Annotated in this window: 1 protein-coding gene; it reads right to left on the bottom strand. The window is 63.4% G+C overall.

Annotated elements, in window-relative coordinates:
• Positions 1-58: 58 nt before the first annotated feature.
• Positions 59-484 carry a transposase gene (locus tag AB6809_RS36305; protein WP_307252267.1) on the bottom strand — a complete coding sequence of 142 codons (426 nt, stop codon included), beginning with the start codon at positions 482-484 and terminating at the stop codon, positions 59-61.
• Positions 485-538: the final 54 nt, after the last annotated feature.

The following is a 538-nucleotide window of genomic DNA, read 5'->3' as shown; positions in this document are numbered from 1 at the left end:
CAACGCATGTCGGTGACGCCTGCCACCAGCCAGACGCGTGTACCCGTGGGCAGCGCAATCACGATCGCACGCTCGCTAGTACGACCCGTAGCGTATCGGCATCGACGACGCCGTCGACCTTGACGACTACGCTGCCGATTCGAATCTCGATCGTTCCGGCGAGTGGCGTCCGTTTGCCAACGTCCCGTGCTTCCGGCGTCATCGCCACGTGCGCGGGCAGCGCCTCATGGACCACCGCCACTGGAATCATGGAAGTCGTTTCGGCCTGCAATTGCTCGCGATACCGACGCCGCCATGTGAACAGCATGTTTGCATTGATGCCACTCTCCCGCGCCAGCTTTGCGACCGACACGCCAGGCTCACATGCCGCGGCCGCGAGCCGGCGTCGAAATTCCGGATCATGGTTCGGGCGTCCCTTGCGGCTACCCGGCTTGGCTTCCGACTCCGTCACAGTGGTGTCCATCAAATCGAAAATGATGGGCACTACTTTGATCTCGTGCCGCGCCGGCGCCTACGACGGCCGCCGCGAGGTGCTTAC

The organism is Paraburkholderia sp. RCC_158 (assembly GCF_041355255.1).
GTDB lineage: Bacteria > Pseudomonadota > Gammaproteobacteria > Burkholderiales > Burkholderiaceae > Paraburkholderia > Paraburkholderia graminis.
This window is presented reverse-complemented; position numbering and strand designations above follow the sequence as displayed.